Origin of the sequence: Bradyrhizobium sp. B120, from assembly GCF_049075665.1 — a bacterium.
Classification (GTDB): Bacteria; Pseudomonadota; Alphaproteobacteria; order Rhizobiales; family Xanthobacteraceae; genus Bradyrhizobium.
Genome location: NZ_CP185242.1, coordinates 3,760,401 through 3,779,155, shown reverse-complemented (window position 1 = coordinate 3,779,155; position 18,755 = coordinate 3,760,401). Strand labels below are relative to the sequence as shown.

17 protein-coding genes are annotated in these 18,755 nt (G+C 64.8%); 4 read left to right on the top strand and 13 right to left on the bottom strand.

What is annotated here, in order from left to right; translation table 11 throughout:
- Positions 1 to 71: 71 nt before the first annotated feature.
- From ACOIX3_RS16975 to ACOIX3_RS16920, 12 genes are all read right to left on the bottom strand, one after another.
- Positions 72 to 1,238 (bottom strand): acyl-CoA dehydrogenase family protein, encoded by a 1,167-nt coding sequence (locus ACOIX3_RS16975; RefSeq protein ID WP_420970973.1) that lies wholly within the window; start codon positions 1,236 to 1,238, stop codon positions 72 to 74.
- 11 nt (positions 1,239 to 1,249) lie between these two features.
- Positions 1,250 to 2,449 carry a CaiB/BaiF CoA transferase family protein gene (locus tag ACOIX3_RS16970; RefSeq protein ID WP_420970972.1) on the bottom strand — a complete coding sequence of 400 codons (1,200 nt, stop codon included), beginning with the start codon at positions 2,447 to 2,449 and terminating at the stop codon, positions 1,250 to 1,252.
- 264 nt (positions 2,450 to 2,713) lie between these two features.
- Positions 2,714 to 2,914: a hypothetical protein gene (locus tag ACOIX3_RS16965; RefSeq protein WP_420970971.1), complete on the bottom strand. Its 201-nt coding sequence runs from the start codon at positions 2,912 to 2,914 to the stop codon at positions 2,714 to 2,716.
- Between the two features lie 92 nt (positions 2,915 to 3,006).
- Positions 3,007 to 4,539 (bottom strand): class I adenylate-forming enzyme family protein, encoded by a 1,533-nt coding sequence (locus ACOIX3_RS16960; protein ID WP_420970970.1) that lies wholly within the window; start codon positions 4,537 to 4,539, stop codon positions 3,007 to 3,009.
- Position 4,540: 1 nt separating this feature from the next.
- The gene (locus ACOIX3_RS16955) at positions 4,541 to 5,713 is read right to left on the bottom strand and encodes an acetyl-CoA acetyltransferase (RefSeq protein WP_092113065.1); all 1,173 of its coding nucleotides are present in this window, start codon (positions 5,711 to 5,713) and stop codon (positions 4,541 to 4,543) included.
- 137 nt (positions 5,714 to 5,850) lie between these two features.
- Entirely contained in the window at positions 5,851 to 6,501 is a 651-nt protein-coding gene (eda, locus tag ACOIX3_RS16950; protein WP_420970969.1) for a bifunctional 4-hydroxy-2-oxoglutarate aldolase/2-dehydro-3-deoxy-phosphogluconate aldolase, read from the bottom strand.
- Positions 6,498 to 7,454 (bottom strand): sugar kinase, encoded by a 957-nt coding sequence (locus ACOIX3_RS16945; protein WP_420970968.1) that lies wholly within the window; start codon positions 7,452 to 7,454, stop codon positions 6,498 to 6,500. Before ACOIX3_RS16945 ends, eda begins: the two co-directional genes overlap by 4 nt.
- Before the next feature lie 26 nt (positions 7,455 to 7,480).
- Positions 7,481 to 8,467 carry a D-erythronate dehydrogenase gene (gene denD, locus ACOIX3_RS16940; protein ID WP_420970967.1) on the bottom strand — a complete coding sequence of 329 codons (987 nt, stop codon included), beginning with the start codon at positions 8,465 to 8,467 and terminating at the stop codon, positions 7,481 to 7,483.
- 52 nt (positions 8,468 to 8,519) lie between these two features.
- A complete protein-coding gene (locus ACOIX3_RS16935; protein ID WP_420970966.1) occupies positions 8,520 to 9,443 on the bottom strand; it encodes a carbohydrate ABC transporter permease in 924 nt (307 codons plus the stop codon).
- On the bottom strand, positions 9,436 to 10,395 hold the full coding sequence (locus ACOIX3_RS16930; protein ID WP_212315055.1) for a carbohydrate ABC transporter permease: 960 nt from the start codon (positions 10,393 to 10,395) through the stop codon (positions 9,436 to 9,438). Before ACOIX3_RS16930 ends, ACOIX3_RS16935 begins: the two co-directional genes overlap by 8 nt.
- A gap of 109 nt (positions 10,396 to 10,504) precedes the next feature.
- On the bottom strand, positions 10,505 to 11,824 hold the full coding sequence (locus ACOIX3_RS16925) for an ABC transporter substrate-binding protein (protein ID WP_420970965.1): 1,320 nt from the start codon (positions 11,822 to 11,824) through the stop codon (positions 10,505 to 10,507).
- A 78-nt stretch (positions 11,825 to 11,902) separates the two neighbouring features.
- Positions 11,903 to 12,970: an ABC transporter ATP-binding protein gene (locus ACOIX3_RS16920; RefSeq protein ID WP_420970964.1), complete on the bottom strand. Its 1,068-nt coding sequence runs from the start codon at positions 12,968 to 12,970 to the stop codon at positions 11,903 to 11,905.
- Between the two features lie 206 nt (positions 12,971 to 13,176).
- Between ACOIX3_RS16920 and ACOIX3_RS16915 the strand changes: the two genes are divergently transcribed.
- From ACOIX3_RS16915 to ACOIX3_RS16900, 4 genes are all read left to right on the top strand, one after another.
- Positions 13,177 to 14,205 carry a LacI family DNA-binding transcriptional regulator gene (locus ACOIX3_RS16915; RefSeq protein WP_420970962.1) on the top strand — a complete coding sequence of 343 codons (1,029 nt, stop codon included), beginning with the start codon at positions 13,177 to 13,179 and terminating at the stop codon, positions 14,203 to 14,205.
- Positions 14,206 to 14,418: 213 nt separating this feature from the next.
- On the top strand, positions 14,419 to 16,257 hold the full coding sequence (locus ACOIX3_RS16910; RefSeq protein ID WP_420970961.1) for an IlvD/Edd family dehydratase: 1,839 nt from the start codon (positions 14,419 to 14,421) through the stop codon (positions 16,255 to 16,257).
- A 118-nt stretch (positions 16,258 to 16,375) separates the two neighbouring features.
- Positions 16,376 to 17,107 (top strand): SDR family oxidoreductase, encoded by a 732-nt coding sequence (locus ACOIX3_RS16905; protein WP_420970960.1) that lies wholly within the window; start codon positions 16,376 to 16,378, stop codon positions 17,105 to 17,107.
- A gap of 25 nt (positions 17,108 to 17,132) precedes the next feature.
- Complete coding sequence (locus tag ACOIX3_RS16900) at positions 17,133 to 17,879, top strand: SDR family NAD(P)-dependent oxidoreductase (protein WP_420970959.1); 747 nt, start codon at positions 17,133 to 17,135, stop codon at positions 17,877 to 17,879.
- On the opposite strand, the gene ACOIX3_RS16895 is transcribed toward ACOIX3_RS16900, so the two are convergent.
- Entirely contained in the window at positions 17,876 to 18,745 is an 870-nt protein-coding gene (locus ACOIX3_RS16895; protein ID WP_420970958.1) for a LysR substrate-binding domain-containing protein, read from the bottom strand. The genes ACOIX3_RS16900 and ACOIX3_RS16895 overlap by 4 nt on opposite strands.
- Positions 18,746 to 18,755 lie beyond the last annotated feature (10 nt).

The window sequence follows — 18,755 nt, the reverse complement described above, 5'->3', positions numbered from 1 at the left end:
ATCGTGGTTATGGATTCCGGGCCTGCGCCTGACGGCGCATCCCGGAATGACGCTGTGGAAATTCCCAACCATCAATACGACTTCGGAAGGCCGAGCACCTTCTCGCCGATGAAGCTGAGGATGAGCTGCGGGCTGATCGGCGCGATGCGCGGGATCAGCGATTCCCTGAAATAGCGCTCGACGTGATACTCCTTGGCGTAGCCGAAGCCGCCGTGCGTCATCACTGCCTGCTCGCAGGCATGGAAGCCGGCTTCCGCCGCGAGATACTTTGCCGCGTTTGCGGCCGGGCCGCACGGCAGGTTCTGGTCGTATTGCCAGCCGGCGCGCAGCACCATCAGCCAGGCAGCCTCGAGCTCCATCCAGCACTTCGCCAGCGGATGCTGGATTCCCTGGTTCATGCCGATCGGGCGATTGAACACGATGCGGCCCTTGGCATACTCCGACGCCCGCTTCAGCGCGATCTGGCCGAGGCCGACGGCTTCGGCCGCGATCAGGATGCGCTCGGGGTTCATGCCGTGCAGGATGTATTCGAACCCGCGGCCTTCCTCGCCGATGCGGTCCTCGACCGGGATCTCGAAATTCTCGAAGAACAGCTCGTTGGAGTCGACCGGCTTGCGGCCCATCTTCTCGATCTCGTGCACGGTGACGCGCTTGCGATCGAAATCGGTGTAGAACAGGCTGAGGCCGTGGGTCGCGCTCTTCACCTCCTCCAGCGGCGTGGTGCGCGCGAGCAGCAGGATCTTGTTGGCGACCTGCGCGGTCGAGATCCACACCTTCTGGCCGTTGACGATGTATTTGTCGCCCTGGCGCACGGCGCGGGTCTTGAGCTGCGTGGTGTTGAGGCCGGTGTTGGGCTCGGTCACCGCAAAGCAGGACTTGTCGCGGCCGTCGATGATCGGCGGCAGCATGCGCTGGCACTGCTCCTTGGTGCCGAACACCACCACCGGATTGAGCCCGAACACGTTCATGTGCACGGCGGACGCGCCGGACATGCCGGCGCCGGACTCGGAGATCGTGCGCATCATGATCGCGGCATCGGTGATGCCGAGCCCAGAGCCGCCATATTCCTCGGGGATGCAGATGCCGAGCCAGCCAGCATCGGCCAGCGCGCGGTGGAAGTCGGCCGGGTAGCCGCCCTCCTTGTCCTTCTTCAGCCAGTAGGCCTCGTCAAAGCGGGTGCAGATCTTGGCGACGGCGTCGCGGATCGATTCCTGGTTGGCGGAGAGTGCGAAATCCATCTGTCGTGCTCCTATGCCTTCACCACTTTGGCCGCGCCGTCGCGCACCATCGCCGCGATCTCATCGGTCGAGAAACCCGCCTCGCGCAAAATCTCCGCGCTGTGCTCGCCGAGCCTGGGCGCCAGCCGGCTCGGCTCGACCTTGGTCTCCGACCAGCGCGCCGACGGCGTCATGCTGCGGATGCGGCCCTCGGTCGGGTGATCGACCACGGGGAACACGCCGGTCGCGACCATATGCGGGTCTTCCAGCAGGCTCTCGAGATCATGCATCGGCATCACGGGCACGTCGGCCTTCTCGAGAATCTCGTTCCACTCGGCGGTGGTCTTGGTCTGCAGGATGCGCGCAAGCTCGGCGTAGACGACATCGATGTTGGTGGCGCGGCCGGCAAAGGTCGCGAATTTCGGATCGCTGCGCAGATCCTCTCGGCCGGTCGCCTTGAAGAAGTTCTCCCACTGCTTGTCGTTGTAGACGATCACGCAGATATAGCCGTCCAGCGTCTTGTACGGCCGCCGGTCCGGCGACAGATGCCGCGCATAGCCGCCCTTGTCGAGCGGTGGATCGTAGGTCAGCCCGCCCATATGGTCGCCCATCACGAAGCCAGCCATGGTCTCGAACATCGGAATGTCGACGCGCTGGCCCTGCCCGGTGCGGTCGCGGTGCACGAGGCTCGCGCAGATCGCACCGACCGCGGTGAGGCCGACGATGCGATCGACCAGCGCGTTCGGCACGTAGCGCGGCACGCCGTCCGAGGTCTGCGCCATCAGCGCCGGCAGCGCGGTGGCGCCCTGGATCAAATCGTCATAGGCGGGCTTTGCGGCATACGGCCCCTCCTGGCCGAAGCCGAACACGCCCGCATAGATCAGCCGCGGATTGACCTTGGCGACGACGTCGTAGCCGAGCTGCAGCCGCGCCATCGCCTGCGGGCGCACATTGTAGACCAGCACATCGGCCTGCGCGATCAGCCGCAGCACGGCCTCGCGTCCCGCCGGCTTTTTGAGGTCGAGGCAGACCGAACGCTTGCTGCGGTTGGTGTTGAGAAACACCGGTCCCATGCCGGGATGCCGTGTCGGACCGATCTGCCGCGTCACGTCGCCATCAGGCGATTCCACCTTGATGACGTCGGCGCCGTAGTCGCCGAGCATCTGGGTGGCATAGGGCCCCATCAGCACGGTCGTCATGTCGACGACCTTGATACCCTGCAGTGGTCCCATCGTCCTGTTCGCTCCCGGATGTTCTGGTTACGCAGCTAAAGCGTGATGAGATCAGGCGAGCGTCATCGCGCTTGGCGTCTTTTAAGCATGAGCTTTTCCGGAAAGCCGCTTTGCACTTTTCCGGATCATGCCTACTAACGGGAGCTGTTCGCCGAGATCAAGCTGCGCCGGGCGTATGGGCGTATGCGCGGCGGCGGCCGGATCGTTTCCGCGCGGCGGAACGCAGGGCGAGCAAGACGACGCCCACCGCCGGCCCGATGCCGGTTACTGCCCGGTCATCGTCTCGCGCGCCTTCAGGAGCCTTTCCAGTTCCGCGTTCTGCTGCTCGAGCCGCTCGGCGATGCGCTCCTCGACTTCGGCGCCCGCGGCACCCGCGGCCTGCTCGATCAGCTGCCTGATATTGTCCCGGAGGATTGCAATGCGATCGTTGACTTCCGAAAGCGACAGAGACGTCTCGATTCCCATGGTCCGTTCTCCCGGTGACAGGCGCGAGCAGCTTAGCGCGACGGGAGGCCGCGGCCTATCCCTTTGCAGATTCCTTGGCCGATCCCTTTGGCCTATCCTTTGGCCATCATCTCCCGCAGCGCGGTCTTCAGCACCTTGCCATAATTGTTCTTCGGCAGGGCATCGAGATAGACATAGCGCTTGGGCCGCTTGAAGCGGGCGATCGAGGCCAGGCAATGCGCGTCGAGCCTGCCGTCGTCGGCGGTGGCACCGTCCTCCAGCACGACGCAGGCGACGACGATCTCGCCCCATTCCGGATCTGGCACACCGATCGCCGAAACCTCGCGGACGTCAGGATGCGTCAACAGCGCTTCCTCGACCTCGCGCGGATAGATGTTGGTGCCGCCGGAGATAATCACGTCCTTGGAACGGTCGGACAGCGTCAGGAAGCCGTCGGCATCGAGGCGGCCGACATCGCCGGTGCGCAGCCAGCCGTCCTTCAGCGTCTCGGCATTGGCCTTCGGATTGTTCCAGTAGCCGAGCATCACGGTTAAGCCCTTGACCTCGATCTCGCCGGTCTCGCCCGCGGGCAGCGGCTTGCCATCCTTGCCGGTGATGCGCACGGTGACGACGCTCTGCGCGGTGCCGACCGACGCGAGCCGTTCCAGATAGCGCGGATGATTGCTCGCGCGATGCCAATCGCGCGATAGCGCCGTGATCGTCATCGGCGACTCGCCCTGGCCGTAGATCTGCACGAAGCGCTGCCCCATGGTCGCCATCGCATCGGTGATGTCGGCCGTGTACATCGGCCCGCCGCCATAGATGATGGTGCGCAGTCCCTCGCCGTTCTCGCCGCGCTTCTTGGCGGCATCGACCAGGCGGCGCACCATGGTGGGTGCCGCGAACATCACGACATTGTCGAGCTGGCGGCCGAGGTTGAGCACCTCGTCCGGATCGAAGCCGCCGGTTTCAGGAACGACGTGCCGGCCGCCCATCCGGACATGCGGGAAATTGTAGAGGCCCGCACCATGCGAGATCGGCGCCGCATAGAGCGAGGCATCGTGCGGCGTCGCAGGATCGACGTCGGCGAGATAGCACAGCGACATCGCAACCAGATTGCCGTGGCTGAGCATCACGCCCTTGGGTCGACCCGTGGTGCCAGAGGTGTAGAACAGCCAGGCAAGATCGTTGCTTTCGCGCGGCAATGGCGTTGGCGCGCCCTCGCCGCTTCGCATCGTGTTGTAGGCATCGCTGTCGACCGACAGCATGGTCATGCCGGCGGGGCAGTCGTCCCTCGCTTCGGTCAGCGCACCGATCGTGTCGTCCGACACGAAAGCCAGTTTGGCGCCGCCATTGCCGCAGATCCACGCCGCCTCGCGGCCGTGCAGCTTGGCGTTGATCGGAATCGCGGCGGCGCCGATCCACCAGATGCCATAGAGGCATTCAAGATATTGCGTGCAATTGCCGGCAAACAGCGCGATGCGGTCGCCGGCGGCAATGCCGTGATCGCGTGCCAGCGCCGCCCCGATCGAGGCGGCGCGGCGGGCAAAGGTTACATAGTCCGCGTCGAGATCGAACCCGGTCAGCAACGCCGGCGCGTCGGGACGTGCCCGTGCCGTCGCCGCCAGCCATTCGGCAACGTTCAAGCTACTTCGCCGGCTCGAGGATCGAGACGTAGTTGGCGACCGCAGCGCCGCCCATGTTGAAGATGCCGCCGATCTGCGGGTTCTTGAGCTGCATGCCCTCGGGCGCCTGCCCTGTGAGCTGCATCGCGCTCATCACGTGCATGGAGACGCCGGTGGCGCCGATCGGATGGCCCTTGGCCTTGAGGCCGCCGGACGGATTGACCGGCAGCTTGCCGTCCTTCTGGGTCCAGCCCTCCATGATCGCGCGCGCGCCCTGCCCCTTCGGGGTCAGGCCCATCGCTTCATATTCGATCAGCTCGGCGACCGTGAAGCAGTCGTGGGTCTCGACGAAGGACAGATCGGAGAGCTGCAGGCCGGCCTTCTGCAGCGCGCGCTGCCAGGCAATAGTGCAGCCTTCGAACTGCAGGATGTCGCGCTTGGACATCGGCAGGAAATCCTGCGCATGGGCGGTGGCGCGGATGTTCACCGCCTTGCCCATGGTCTTGGCGGTCTCGGCATCGGTCAGCACCAGCGCGGCGGCGCCGTCCGACACCAGCGAGCAATCGGTGCGCTTCAAGGGACCGGCGACGAACGGGTTCTTGTCGCTCTCGGCGCGGCAGAACTCGAAGCCGAAATCCTTGCGCATCTGCGCATAGGGGTTGGCGACGCCGTTCTTGTGGTTCTTGGCGGCGATCATCGCCAGCGCATCCGACTGGTCGCCGTATTTCTGGAAATAGGCCTGCGCGATCTTGCCGAACACGCCGGCGAAGCCGCCGACCGTGTCGCCATCCTCAGGCAGATACGATGCCTTCAGCAGGTTCTTGCCGATCTCCGGGCCCGGCGTCTTCGTCATCTGCTCGACGCCGACGACGAGCACGATCTTCGCGGCGCCCGCCTCGATGGCGCGGATGCCCTGATGCACCGCGGCCGATCCGGTGGCGCAGGCGTTCTCGACGCGGGTGGTCGGCTTGAAGCGCAGCGCCGGATTGGCCTGCAGCACCAGTGACGCCGTAAAGTCCTGCGGCGAGAAGCCGGCGTTGAAATGGCCGAGCATGATCTCGTCGACGTCGGACGCGGCAATGCCGGCATCGGCGAGCGCCTCGTTGGCGACCTTGACGACGAGGCCCTCGACGGTCTCCGCGTCAAACTTTCCGAATGGCGTGTGCGCCCAACCCACAATGCTGGCTGCTGTCATGGCCGTATCTCCCTGTGCCTGTTCGGGAGTTATGTAGCGTATCCCGAGAGCGTTTTCGAGCGAAGTGGATACCGGTTCGCGTAAAGAAAACGCGTCAAAACCAGAAGCTAGAACGCCGTTCCTATCGGAACGGAGTTCTAGCCGGCTTTCAGCGTTTTCATCGCCTTCGCGCACATGGCGGTTATGCCCGCCCAGTTGCCGGCGCGGATGTCGGCCGCCGGGCACAGCCAGGAACCACCGACCGCCAGCACATTGGGCTCGGCGAGCCAGGTCGCCGCGTTGGCCTCGCCGATGCCGCCGGTCGGGCAGACCCTGACGTTCGGGAATGGACCAGCCAAGGCCCGCAGTGCCTTGATACCGCCGGCCTGCTCGGCGGGGAAGAATTTGACGACGTCGAAGCCGTGCGCCAGTGCCTGCATCAGTTCGGAAGCGGTCGCGATCCCCGGCGCGAAAGGCAGCCCGCTGGCAGCGACCGCCTTCAACAGTTCGGGCGTCGCGCCAGGGCTGATGCCGAATTTGGCGCCGAGCGCCTCGGCGCGCGCCAGATCGTCGGCATTGAGGATCGTGCCGATCCCGACCACCGCATCGGGCACCTCGGCAATGATGGCCTTGGCCGCATCGACCGCCACCGCCGTGCGCAGCGTCACCTCGAGCGTCCGCACGCCGCCCGCGACCAGCGCCTTGGCGAGCGGGACCGCGTCGGCCAGCCGCTCGATGGTCAGCACCGGGATCACGGTGGCCTGGCGGATCAGTTCGGCGATCTGGTCCTGCTTCGATGTCGTTGTCATAGCGAGGCCTTGCGGGATGGTGGGGGACGAGGCGCCTTCTTCGGCGGCATGGCGTAGCGCGGAATGATCGCACCGGGATAGCACACCACGACCCCGGCCAGACGATGGCCGGCGCGCGCCGCCTCCTCGGGCTCGGCGCCGCCGAGCCGCGCGGCGAGATAGGCCGCGGCAAAACTGTCGCCGGCCGCCGTGGTATCGACCACCGGCTTCGGCAGCGGCTCCGCCCGCACCTCGCGCGTTCCGCCGGCCGACCGCACGATGCAAGCGGGCTCGGCCAGCTTCAGCACGACCTCGGGGCTGGAGATGCCGGCAAGCAGCGCCGTGTTGCTCTCGCCGGGATAGAGCGGAGCCAGATCTTCGGTCGAGGCCAGCACGATATCGGCGGTCTCGAATGCGCTGCTGAAGACTTTTCGCGCAAGGGCCAGGTCCGGCCAACCGCGGGCGCGGAAATTGGTGTCGAACGCGAAGCGCGTGCCCAGCAGCCGCGCGCGCTTCAGCGCCGCCATCAGGCGGTCCCGTCCGTCCTCGCGCAGGATCGAGAGCGTGATCGCCGAGAGATAGACGATGTCGTACGTCGCCAGCGAGTTCAGGATGTCGTCCGTCTCGGGCAGATCCATCAGCTCGCGCGCAGCGGCGCTGTCGCGCCAGTGGAAGAAGCGCCGCTCGCCTTTGTCGTCGGTCTGGATCAGGTAGAGCCCGGGCAGCTTGCCTGCCAATCGCGAGACATGCTTGGTGCCGATGCCTTCGCTCGCCCAGCCCGCGATCATCTCATCGCTGAGCGCATCATCGCCGAGCGCCGTGATGTAGTCGATGTGGACGCCGAGCCGGGACAGATAGACGGCGGTGTTGAGCGTGTCGCCGCCATAGGAGCGCGAATACAGGCCTCCGGGCTGGCCGCCCGGAGCCTGGCGCAGCTCGATCATGCATTCGCCGATGCTGGCGACCCTGGTCATACCAAGACCCGCGTGCCTGAGCGGAGCTAAGCGGCGAACTTGCCGCCCAGCTCGTCCTCGATGTGGATGCGGATAATGTCGTCGAACGTCTTTTCGGCCGTGGTGAAGCCGAGCTTCAGCGCGCGGTCGGTGACGAAATCGCGCGGCCAGCCGGAGACGATGCCGATGATCGTCGGATCGGGCACCCGCTTGATGCGCGCGGTGACGTTCTTGCCGGCGACGCGCTCCAGCGAGGCGATCTGGTCGCCGACGCTGACGGACATCCCGGGCATGCTGAGATTGCGCCGCGGCCCGATCGCATGGAGATCCATGGTACCGGCATGGACCAGGAAGCCGACCGCCGATTTCGGCGAGGCGTGCCAGTGCCGCACGTCCTCGGACACCGGCAGGACCGCCTCCTCGCCCGCCAACGGCTCGCGGATGATGTTGGAGAAGAAGCCGGACGCCGCCTTGTTCGGCTTGCCCGGACGCACGCAGATCGTCGGCAGGCGGATCGAGATCCCGTCGAGCAGGCCCTTGCGGGTGTAATCGTTGATCAAGAGCTCGCAGATCGACTTCTGCGTGCCGTAGCTCGTCAGCGGCGTATGGAAGAACTCGTCACCGATCTTCTCGGGGAACGGCGCGCCGAACACCGCGATCGAGGAGGTGAACACCAGCCGCGGCTTGTAGCCGCCGCCGACGGCGCGGATCGCGTCGATCAGATAGCGGGTGCCGTCGAGATTGATCCGGTAGCCCTTGTCGAACTCGGCCTCCGCCTCGCCCGAGACGATCGCGGCGAGATGGAAGATCACGTCCGGGCGCTCGGCGATCAGGGGCGCCGCGGCGCCGGCATCGGCGAAATCGGATGCGACGACATTGACCGGGATCGCGGCGTTGGCGGGCTTGGCCGGCGCAACCACGTCCTGCAAGGTCATCCTGCTGATGTCCTGCTTGCCGAGGCGGCCCTCGCGCAGCAAACGCTCGGTCAGCTTGCGGCCGACCATGCCGGCGGCGCCCAGAATCAGAATGTGCACGACCCTGCTCCTTTTCTTCTCTTCTTCGAATTCAGCTGCGGGCCTTGCGCGCTTATTCCTTCACGGCACCCGTCATCGCCGAGACATAATGCTCAACGAAGAAGGCGTAAAGAATAACCAGCGGCAGCGAGCCGCATAGCGCCCCTGCCATCAGGGAACCCCAGCGATAGATGTCACCGTCAACGAATTCGTTGACGATGGCGACCGGCACGGTCTTGTTCGGGGTCGATTGCAGGAACGTCAGCGCGTAGATGAACTCGTTCCAGCACAGCGTGAAGCAGAAGATGAAGGCGGAGATCAGGCCGGGAATGGCAAGCGGCAGCACGATCTTGATCAGGATCTGCCAGCGGCTGGCGCCGTCGATCAGCGCGCACTCCTCGAGCTCGAACGGGATGGTCTTGAAATAGCCCATCAGAAGCCAGGTCGAGAACGGGATCAGGATCGTCGGGTAGGTCAGGATCAGCGCCATCGGCGAGTCGAACAGGCCGTACTGGAACACGACGGTGGCGAGCGGAATGAACAGGATCGACGGCGGCACCAGATAGGCCAGGAAGATCAGGCCGCCGACGACGTTGGCGCCCTTGTAGCGCAGCCGCACGATCGCATAGGCCGCGAGCACGCTCGCGATGATCGACAGCACGGTGGCACCAACAGCCACATACATCGTGTTCCAGAGCCAGTGCGGATAGTAGCTCTCGAACAGCAGCTTGTGGATGTGCTTGAAGGTCGGATTCCAGGTCCAGAACGGATTGTACCTGTCGAGGTCGAGCAGCTGGTCGTCCGGCTTGATCGCGGTCAGCCCCATCCAATAGAACGGGAACAGCAGGATGATGACGATGATCGACAGCGGAATGTAGAGCGTCACGATCCGCCGCGGCACCGACTGCAAATAGCTCATGCCCTCGCTGTTGTCGACGCGCGCCGGCGTCGACAGGATGGACTTGAGATCGACCTTGGGGGCAGGAAGGTCAGTCATTGCTTTCTCCCTGCTGCCACTTCCTGCGCTGCAGGCCGAACCAGGACACCATGATCGCGGCGAGCAGGAACGGGATCATGGCGCTCGAGATCGCGGCCCCCTCGCCCAATTGTCCGGCGATGATCGCGCGCTGGTAGGACAGCGTCGCCATCAGATGGGTGGCGTTGACCGGGCCGCCGCGGGTCATCGCCCAGATCAGCTGGAAATCGGTGAAGGTGAACAGCACCGAGAACGTCATCACGACCGCGATGATCGGCGTCAGCAAGGGATAGGTGATGAAGCGGAACATCTGCCAGCGCGAGGCGCCGTCGAGCGTCGCCGCCTCGTAGAGCGAGGGCTGCACGGTTTGCAGGCCTGCCAGCAGCGTGATCGCGACGAACGGCACGCCGCGCCAGATATTGGCGAAGATCACGCAGATGCGGGCCCAGGTGGTGTCGCCGAGGAAATTGATGTTCTGGGTGATCAGGCCGAGATGCTTCAGCGACCAGGAGATGATCGAGAACTGCGAATCGAAGATCCACCAGAACGCCAGCGCCGACAGCACGGTCGGCACGATGAACGGGATCAGCACCGCGGCGCGCAGCAGCGCCTTGAACGGCATGCGCTCGTTGAGCAGCAGCGCGAGATAGAGCCCGACCGCGAATTTCACCGCGCTCGCGACGGAGGTGTAGAGCAGCGTGTTGAACACCGACAGCCAGAAGATGGAATCGTCCCACAGCCACTCATAGTTCTCGGTGCCGATGAAATGTCCGACGCGGCCGATGCGAGTGTCAGTGAAGGACAGCCAGATCCCGAGGCCCAGCGGATAGGCCAGGAAGAAGATCAGGAACGCCATCGCCGGCACCATGAACCAGAAGCCGAGCCAGTTCTTGTTGTGGCGCAGCTGATCCCAGGCGGTCGCTTCGCGGATTTCAGTCTTCGCGCGTCGCGGCGCAAGGGCGATGTCAGCCATAGGCGATGTCCCGATTGCTCAAAGGATTGAGCATGACTACGCAATATTCCAGTGATGGCATTCCAATGATGGCCCGGGCGGCGGTCGTCCGCCGCCCGCGGCCATCACATCAGCGATAAATCCGCTTCAACTGCCGCTCGGCCTCCGCCATCGCGGTCTTGCCGTCCTTGGCGCCGGTGCAGTAGTTCGCGAACATGTCGACCACGATGAAGTCGGCGATCGCGGTCGCCGCCTTCTCGCCGGGCGTGCCGATGCCGGAGGCCGGCAGCGCGCGCTTCGAGGCCTGGCCGAACACCGCGTTCTTCGGGTCGGCGGTCCAGACCGGCGCGGTATCGTAGGCGTTGAGCGTGTGGGTGAGGTAACCCCGCGCGCCCGACAGCCACTTCTCGAAATTCTCCTTCTCCAGCATGAAGGCGATGAAGGCCTTAGCCGCATTCGGATATTTGCAGAAGTTGAAGGCGAGGATCGGAACCGCGAGCTGCAGCTCGGTCGGCTTGCCGATCGGGCCGACCGGCCACAGCGCGTGGTCGATGTCTTCGGCGAGCTCCTTCTTGCTCGGGTCGTCCTTGGCCGCGACGTAGATCGAGATGCCGTTCGAGGTCAGATACAATTCGCCGGACAGGAACGCCTTGTTGTTGGAGGAGTCGTTCCAGGATGCGACACCGGGAATGAAGGTATCCGACAGCGCCTTGGCGTACTCCAGCGCCTTCATCGTCTCCGGCGAGTTGATGATGACCTTGTCGTCCTTGTCGACGGTCCAGCCGTTGAAGCCCCAGAGGATGTTGTGCACCCAGGCATTGGCGTCGCCGGTGGCGTGGCCGAGCGCGAAGCCGGCCGGCGTGTTGTTCGCCTTCAGTGCCTTGCAGAGTTCGAGATAGGCCGGGAAGTCGGACGGCACCTGCTTGAAGCCGGCCTTCTCGACCGCCGACTTGCGATAGGTCAGATAGCCGCCGATGGTCGCGACGGGAATGCCGAGCCAGTCATCGCCCTGCTTGCAGGTCTTGGCCGCGGCCTCGGTCCAGCCGCCGTATTTTTTGCCGAGATAATCGGCAACGTCGTTCATCTTGAGGACCTTGGTCGGGAACAGCTGCGGCAGTGTGTGCAGGCCCCAGGCGAGGTCGAGACCCGAGCCGGTGTTGGCGGCGACCGAAGCCTTCGGCTGCACGTCCTCGAAGGACTCGCTGAACACGTTCATCTCGGTGCCGGTTGCCGCCTTGAAGGCCGCCACCATGGCATTGAAGGCATCGTCTTCCGCGGGCACGAAGCGCTTCCAGCGCATCACGGTGAGCTTGGCGCCGGGCTCCGCCTTCCAGGGCGCGCTCTGCGCCCAGGCCTTGGCGAAGTCCAACAGCGCCGGCCCGGTCAGCATCCCGGTTGCGGCCAGCGCGGTGCCGCCCTGAAGTAGCGAGCGGCGAGTAAAATCGTGCATCGTCCTTCCTCCCAAATGACTGTGTTTTTCTTGTTTTTGATCTGGCCTGTTGGTCGGCCATTCAGATCGATCAGTCGGTCAGCTATTCAGTCGTTTCCCCGTCGAATCGTCGAACAGATGGACCAGCGCCGGATCCGGCTTGAGCCGAACCTTGTCGCCCGGGTTGAACTGATGGCGCTCGCGGAACACGGCGACAACCTGCTCGCCGCCGAGCTTGGCGAACACCTGGGTCTCCGAGCCGGTCGGCTCGACCACCACGATCTCGGCTTCGGCGCCGTCATCGGCGATGGTGAAATGCTCGGGCCGCACGCCGTAGACCGCGGGTTGGCCGTCGGAATTGGCCGGCGCCGATTTCAGCGGCAGCTTGACGCCGTTCGGTCCCTCGAAATAGGCCGCGCCGTTCACCTTGACCTTGCCCTTGAGGAAGTTCATCGCCGGCGAGCCGATGAAACCGGCCACGAACTGGTTCTCCGGCTTGTCGTAGAGTTCGAGCGGCGAGCCCATCTGCTCGACGATGCCGTCATGCATCACCACGATCTTGTCGGCCATGGTCATGGCCTCGATCTGGTCGTGGGTGACGTAGACGGTCGTGGTCTTCAGCCGCTGATGCAATTCCTTGATCTCGGTGCGCATGGCGACGCGCAGCTTGGCGTCGAGGTTCGACAGCGGTTCGTCGAACAGGAACACCTGCGGATCGCGCACGATGGCGCGGCCCATCGCGACACGCTGGCGCTGGCCGCCGGAGAGCTGGCGCGGATAGCGCTCGAGCAGCGGCGTCAGCGCGAGGATTTCCGCGGCGCGCTTGACCCCGCTCGAGATTTCCTCGGGCTTGGCGCCGCGCAGCTTCAGCGAGAAGCCCATATTGTCGGCGACTGTCATGTGCGGGTAGAGCGCGTAGTTCTGGAACACCATCGCAATGTCGCGCTCTTTGGGCTGGACATTGTTGACGACCCGGTCGCCGACCGAGATCGTCCCGGAGGTGATGTTCTCAAGTCCGGCCAGCATGCGCAGCAGGGTCGACTTGCCGCAGCCGGAGGGGCCGACCAGAACGACGAACTCGCCGTCCTCGATCGGGATCGACACGCCGTGCAGGACTTCAAAATTGCCGAACGACTTCCGCACGTCGCGAATCTGGACCGACGACATCCACTTCCCTCCCTCAAGTTCCCGACGGCGTACGACGAGTGCCGCCACCGCTCTGTTTTGTTCCGGCCACGCTGGGTGCGCGGCTCTGTTGGACTTGCGTTATTGTCCGCAGTTTATCCGGTTTTGGCAATCGTTCGATTAGCAATCGCTTGGTAGCGCTGTCAATATCGGTTTGTCTGCGACGAACGTCGTGATATGAGCGGCAAATGGCCCGAAAGCACCTCACGCCAGGCAAGATCCGGCTCGCCGAAGTCGCGAAGCTTGCCGGCGTCAGTCCGATTACGGCCTCGCGTTTCTTCAGGAATCCGGATGCACTCTCGGCCGGCAAGCGCGCCCGGGTCGAAAGTGCGGCAAAAGAGCTCGGTTACGTGCCCAATCTCGCCGCACGCGCGCTTGCGTCGCAGCGCACCGAGGTGATCGGTGTCCTGATCCCGTCGCTGACGAACAACGTGTTCGCCGACGTGCTGCGCGGCATCTATGACGCGCTCGACGGCAGCCGCTACAGCATTCAGCTTGCCAACACCCGCTACAGCATCCTGCAGGAGGAGCGCCTGCTGCGTCTTTTTCTGGCACAGAAGCCGGCCGGGCTGATCATCACCGGCATCAACCAGACCGCCGATTCCCGCCGCATCATGGAAACGGTCGATTGCCCGATCGTGCAGATCATGGAAGTCGGGCCCTCCCCGATCGACATGATGATCGGATTCTCGCATTTTGACGCGGCAAAAGCCGCAATCGCCCACCTTCTCGCACAGGGCAACCGGCGGATCGGCTTCCTCGGCGCGCGAATGGATCCGCGGGTGCAGCGGCGGCTCGACGGCTATCGCGCCGCAATGACCGAGGCCGCGCTGTTCGATCCGCAGCTCATCGTCACGACGGCGATTCCAACTTCGGTGACATTGGGCGGGACGCTATTTGCCGACCTGCTCGCCAAGACGCCCGACATCGACGCGGTATTCTGCGTCAATGACGACCTGGCGCTCGGCGCGCTGTTCGAATGCAAGCGCCGTCACATGGCGGTGCCGGAGCAGATGGCGATCGTCGGCTTCAACGACCTCGAATTCATGGCGTCGAGCGAGCCGACGCTGACCAGCGTGCGGACCAATCGCTACGAAATGGGCAGAAACGCTGCCGTGATGGTGATCGAGACGCTCGAAGGACGCCGGCCCGCCGAGCCCATCGTCGATCTCGGCTTCAGTGTCATGGAACGGCAAAGTTCGGCACGACGCAGCTGACATCCACCCAACACGAGCCCGTCACAAGAGACGCAAAAAATGACAAAATGGTAGCGCAACCAAGTCCCTTCGACTAAGGTCCAATCCATCCACCGAAACACCCGTGCGTGATCGTCGAGGTTTGTAATGCGCGACGATTTGCGCAAGGTAGAACAACGTTGAACCAGAGCCCTTGAATGGGCCCATCAAGAGTTTGCATTGCGGGAGAAACCAATGACAAAACCCCACACCAACGGGCATAGCGCCGCAGGCGAGACCAACAAGGGCAAGGGCCGCAGGCTCCGCTCCCAGGAATGGTTCGACAACCCGCACAATCCGGGCATGACCGCGCTCTATCTGGAGCGCTACCTGAACTACGGCCTGACCCGCGAGGAATTGCAGTCCGGCAAGCCGATCATCGGCATCGCCCAGACCGGCAACGACCTGTCGCCCTGCAACCGGCATCACCTCGAGCTCGCGCACCGCGTCCGTGAGGGCATCCGCGCCGCCGGCGGTATCGCCATGGAGTTTCCGACCCATCCGATCCAGGAGACCGGCAAGCGCCCGACCGCGGCGCTCGACCGCAATCTTGCCTATCTCGGCCTGGTCGAGATCCTGTTCGGCTATCCGCTCGATGGCGTGGTGCTGACCACCGGCTGCGACAAGACCACCCCGGCCTGCATGATGGCGGCGGCGACCGTCAACCTGCCTTCGATCGTGCTGTCGGGCGGCCCGATGCTGAACGGCTGGCACGAGGGCCAGCGCACCGGCTCCGGCACGGTGGTGTGGAAGGCGCGCGAGCGGCTCGCTGCGGGCGAGATCGACTATGAGCAGTTCATCGAGATCGTGGCCTCCTCGGCGCCGTCGGTCGGCCATTGCAACACCATGGGCACCGCCTCGACGATGAACTCGCTCGCGGAAGCGCTCGGCTTCTCGCTGCCGGGCTGCGCAGCGATCCCCGCGCCCTATCGCGAGCGCGGCCAGATCGCCTACGAGACGGGAAAACGTATCGTCGACATGGTCTGGGAAGATTTGAAGCCGTCGGACTTCCTGACCCGCGAGGCGTTCGAGAACTGCATCGTGGTCAACTCCGCGATCGGCGGCTCGACCAATGCGCCGATCCACATCAATGCGTTGGCGCGCCATGTCGGCGTCGAGCTGTCGATCGACGACTGGCAGAAATACGGCCATGACGTGCCGCTGCTGGTCAACATGCAGCCGGCCGGCTTCTATCTCGGCGAGGAATATCACCGCGCCGGCGGCGTGCCGTCGGTGGTGCGCGAGCTGATCAAGCACAAGCGCATCCATGAGGGCGCCCTCACCGTCAACGGCCGCACCATGGGCGAGAATTGCAAGGAAGCGCCGACGCCCGACGGCGACGTGATCTGGGGCTACGACAAGCCGCTGGTGAAGGACGCCGGCTTCCTGGTCTTGCGCGGCAATCTGTTTGATTCCGCGATCATGAAGACCAGCGTGATCTCGAAGGAGTTCCGCGACCGCTATCTGTCCAACCCGAAGGACCTCAACGCCTTCGAGGGCCGCGCCATCGTGTTCGAGGGCCCGGAGGACTACCACGCGCGGATCGAGGATCCCGCGCTCGACATCGACGAGCACTGCGTTCTGTTCGTCCGCGGCACCGGCCCGATCGGCTACCCCGGCGGCGCCGAGGTCGTGAACATGCAGCCGCCGGCGGCGCTGATCAAACGCGGCATCCTGTCCCTGCCCTGCATCGGCGATGGAAGGCAGTCCGGCACCTCGGGCTCGCCGTCGATCCTCAACGCCTCGCCGGAGGCCGCCGCCGACGGCGGGCTCGCGATCCTCAAGACCGGCGACAAGGTGCGCATCGACCTCAACAAGGGCAGCGCCAACATCATGATCTCGGAGGATGAGCTGCGCACCCGCCGCGCCGAGCTGAAGGCCAAGGGCGGCTTCCCGCACCCGGCCAACCAGACGCCGTGGCAGGAGCTCTACCGGCAAACCGTCGGTCAGCACGCCACCGGCGCCTGCCTCGAACTCGCGACGCGCTACCACGACATCGCCGGCAAGGTCGGCGTGGCGCGGGATAATCACTGATCTGCGAGACCGTCATTGCCGGGCTTGACCCGGCAATCCATCGCTCTTCGAAAGATGGATGCGCGGGTCAAGCCCGCGCATGACAGCAAAAACATACGAGAACCGAAGGAAGAAACGCATGTCCAATCGACTGAACGGAAAGCGCGCCGTCGTCACCGCCGCGGCGGCCGGCATCGGGCGCGCATGCGCGATCGCATTCGCGCGTGAAGGCGCGACCGTGATCGCCACCGACATCAATGAGAGCGGCATCGCCAGCCTCGGCAAGGACGGCGTCGCCGAGACCGCCCGGCTCGACGTTCGCAATACCGCCGAGGTCAACAGCTTCGCCAAGCGTGTCGGCAAGATCGATATCCTGCTCAATGCGGCGGGCTTCGTGCACCACGGCACCATTCTGGAGTGCTCCGACGAGGACTTCGACTTCTCGTTCGATCTCAACGTCAAATCGATGCACCGGACCATCAAGGCGTTCCTGCCTGCGATGCTGGCGGGCGGCGGCGGCAGCATCGTCAACATTTCGTCCTGCGCGGCGTTGCGGCCGCCGGCCAACCGTTACGTCTACAGCGCGTCGAAGGCGGCAGTTTCGCTGCTCACTCGCGCGGTCGCGCTCGACTTCATCACCCAGGGTATCCGCTGCAACAGCATCTGCCCGGGCACCGTGGAAACGCCTTCGATGCTTGATCGCGCCGCTGCCGCCGGCCCGGACGGACGCGAAAAGTTCGTCGCCCGCCAGAAGATGGGCCGGCTCGGCACGGCCGAGGAAATCGCGGCCATGGCGGTCTATCTCGCGAGCGACGAAGCCGCGTTCACCACCGGCGTCGACATGGTCGTCGACGGCGGCTTTATGCTCTGACGTTTCCCGATCAAAGGCATTTTGCATGAACAAGATCGATCTCAACGGCCGTTGCGCCGTTGTCACCGGCGGCGCGCAAGGGTTCGGCCGCGCCATCACCGAGCGCTTCGTCGCATCCGGCGCCAAAGTCGCGATCTGGGATTTCGACCAGCCGCTGGCAGAGAAGACCGCCAGGGCGATCGGCGAGAACGTGATCGCAATCAAGACTGACGTCACCGATCCCGCCGCCGTCGACGCCGCGCGCGATCAGACACTGCGGGCATTCGGCAAGATCGACATTCTCGTCAACAACGCCGGCATCACCGGAGCCAACAAGCCGGTATGGGAAACCGATCTCGACGATTGGCGCAGGGTGATGCGCATCAATCTCGAGGGTCCCTTCATCTGCTGCAAGGCGATCGTGCCGACCATGATCGGCGAGAAATACGGCCGCATCGTCAACATCGCCTCGGTCGCCGGCAAGGAAGGCAATCCGAACGCCGCGCATTATTCGTCGTCGAAAGCCGGCCTGATCGCGCTCACCAAATCGCTCGGCAAGGAGCTCGCGCAGCACGACATCCTGGTCAACGCGGTGACGCCGGCCGCGGCCAAGACCGCGATCTTCGACCAGATGACGCAAGCGCACATCGACTTCATGCTGTCGAAGATTCCGAAAGCCCGCTTCGTGCAGGTCGAGGAGCTCGCCGCGATGGTGGCGTGGCTGGCCTCTGAGGATTGCGCATTCTCGACCGGCGCCGTGTTCGACATCTCCGGCGGCCGGGCGACCTACTAACTCCCTCGCTTCGCTGGCTGCCGAAGCGCCGTGACGAGGTGGTCGGCCAGCAACGACGCGGCGCGCGCGAGATTCGGCGCGCGATGCAACCGGATCTCTGCGCGCGGCAGCCGCGGCATGCCGTCGCGCGCGGTCAGGCGCCGCAACGTCGGCGGACAGGTCCCCGACTTCACAACCGTCACGGCAAGGCCCTGCGCCGCGATCGCCTCGACCGCGGACAGGCTGTGGCTGACAAAGGCGAGCCGCCACGGCCGGTCCGCTTCGTCGAGCGCCTGCATCGCCCAACTCCGGAACAGGCAGCCCTGCGGATAGAGCGCAACCGGCAGCGGGTCGAGCTCCTCGACACGATGCGTGGCGCTCGCGGCCCACACCGCCTGCTCGGCGCGCAGCAACTCACCCTCGCCGCGCCCCTCGGGATGCATCGCGATCACGAGGTCAAAGGCTTCGCCGAGCCGGTCCGTCATCGACGATGTCAGCCCGGTCTCCATCTCGACTTGGATCAACGGATAGTTGGCGACGAAATCCTTGAGCAGCGGCGGGATGATCAGCGTCCCGTAGTCGTCCATCACGCCAAGCCGCACTCGTCCGTCGATGCCGTGCTCGCGTACCCGCCCGACCGCCTCCGCGTTGAGGCTCAGAATGCGGCGGGCGTAACCGATTAGCCCCTCGCCGGCCGCGCTCAGATCGACACTGGATGTGCTGCGGTGAAACAGCTCGGCCTGCAGCCGCTCTTCCAGCCGCTTCACCTGCATGCTGATGGCGGATTGGGTCCGGTTCAGCGCCGCAGCGGCGCGGGTGAAGGAGCGATGGTCCGCCACCGCGACAAAGGCCTGCAGGAGATCCGGGTCCAGGACGGGCGAACTCATCATAATCCGT

Coding starts and splice junctions, on each gene's coding strand:
- ACOIX3_RS16930 (WP_212315055.1), bottom strand. CDS start 10,395: ATGGCTGACATCGCCCTTGCGCCGCGACGCGCGAAGACTGAAATCCGC.
- ACOIX3_RS16905 (WP_420970960.1), top strand. CDS start 16,376: ATGTCCAATCGACTGAACGGAAAGCGCGCCGTCGTCACCGCCGCGGCG.
- ACOIX3_RS16920 (WP_420970964.1), bottom strand. CDS start 12,970: ATGTCGTCGGTCCAGATTCGCGACGTGCGGAAGTCGTTCGGCAATTTT.
- ACOIX3_RS16910 (WP_420970961.1), top strand. CDS start 14,419: ATGACAAAACCCCACACCAACGGGCATAGCGCCGCAGGCGAGACCAAC.
- ACOIX3_RS16915 (WP_420970962.1), top strand. CDS start 13,177: ATGGCCCGAAAGCACCTCACGCCAGGCAAGATCCGGCTCGCCGAAGTC.
- ACOIX3_RS16925 (WP_420970965.1), bottom strand. CDS start 11,824: ATGCACGATTTTACTCGCCGCTCGCTACTTCAGGGCGGCACCGCGCTG.
- ACOIX3_RS16900 (WP_420970959.1), top strand. CDS start 17,133: ATGAACAAGATCGATCTCAACGGCCGTTGCGCCGTTGTCACCGGCGGC.
- ACOIX3_RS16970 (WP_420970972.1), bottom strand. CDS start 2,449: ATGGGACCACTGCAGGGTATCAAGGTCGTCGACATGACGACCGTGCTG.
- ACOIX3_RS16935 (WP_420970966.1), bottom strand. CDS start 9,443: ATGACTGACCTTCCTGCCCCCAAGGTCGATCTCAAGTCCATCCTGTCG.
- ACOIX3_RS16955 (WP_092113065.1), bottom strand. CDS start 5,713: ATGACAGCAGCCAGCATTGTGGGTTGGGCGCACACGCCATTCGGAAAG.
- ACOIX3_RS16965 (WP_420970971.1), bottom strand. CDS start 2,914: ATGGGAATCGAGACGTCTCTGTCGCTTTCGGAAGTCAACGATCGCATT.
- ACOIX3_RS16895 (WP_420970958.1), bottom strand. CDS start 18,745: ATGAGTTCGCCCGTCCTGGACCCGGATCTCCTGCAGGCCTTTGTCGCG.
- eda (WP_420970969.1), bottom strand. CDS start 6,501: ATGACAACGACATCGAAGCAGGACCAGATCGCCGAACTGATCCGCCAG.
- ACOIX3_RS16945 (WP_420970968.1), bottom strand. CDS start 7,454: ATGACCAGGGTCGCCAGCATCGGCGAATGCATGATCGAGCTGCGCCAG.
- ACOIX3_RS16975 (WP_420970973.1), bottom strand. CDS start 1,238: ATGGATTTCGCACTCTCCGCCAACCAGGAATCGATCCGCGACGCCGTC.